Below are 256 nucleotides of genomic sequence, written 5' to 3' on the forward strand. Positions count from 1 at the left end.
CCTTGTGTCTCCGTCGCAGGAGACATAATCCTTAGAAAGGAGGTGATCCAGCCGCACCTTCCGATACGGCTACCTTGTTACGACTTCACCCCAATCATCTACCCCACCTTCGGCGGCTGGCTCCTTGCGGTTACCTCACCGACTTCGGGTGTTGTAAACTCTCGTGGTGTGACGGGCGGTGTGTACAAGACCCGGGAACGTATTCACCGCGGCATGCTGATCCGCGATTACTAGCAATTCCGACTTCATGCAGGCG

General features: G+C 56.2%; 1 rRNA gene. It reads right to left on the reverse strand.

Features of this window, described 5'->3' with window-relative positions:
* Positions 1–35: 35 nt before the first annotated feature.
* Positions 36–256 (reverse strand): 16S ribosomal RNA (locus tag BBG47_RS28715); the annotation flags it as partial.

Origin of the sequence: Paenibacillus sp. KS1, assembly GCF_001680695.1 — a bacterium.
GTDB classification, from domain to species: Bacteria; Bacillota; Bacilli; order Paenibacillales; family Paenibacillaceae; genus Paenibacillus_B; species Paenibacillus_B suaedae.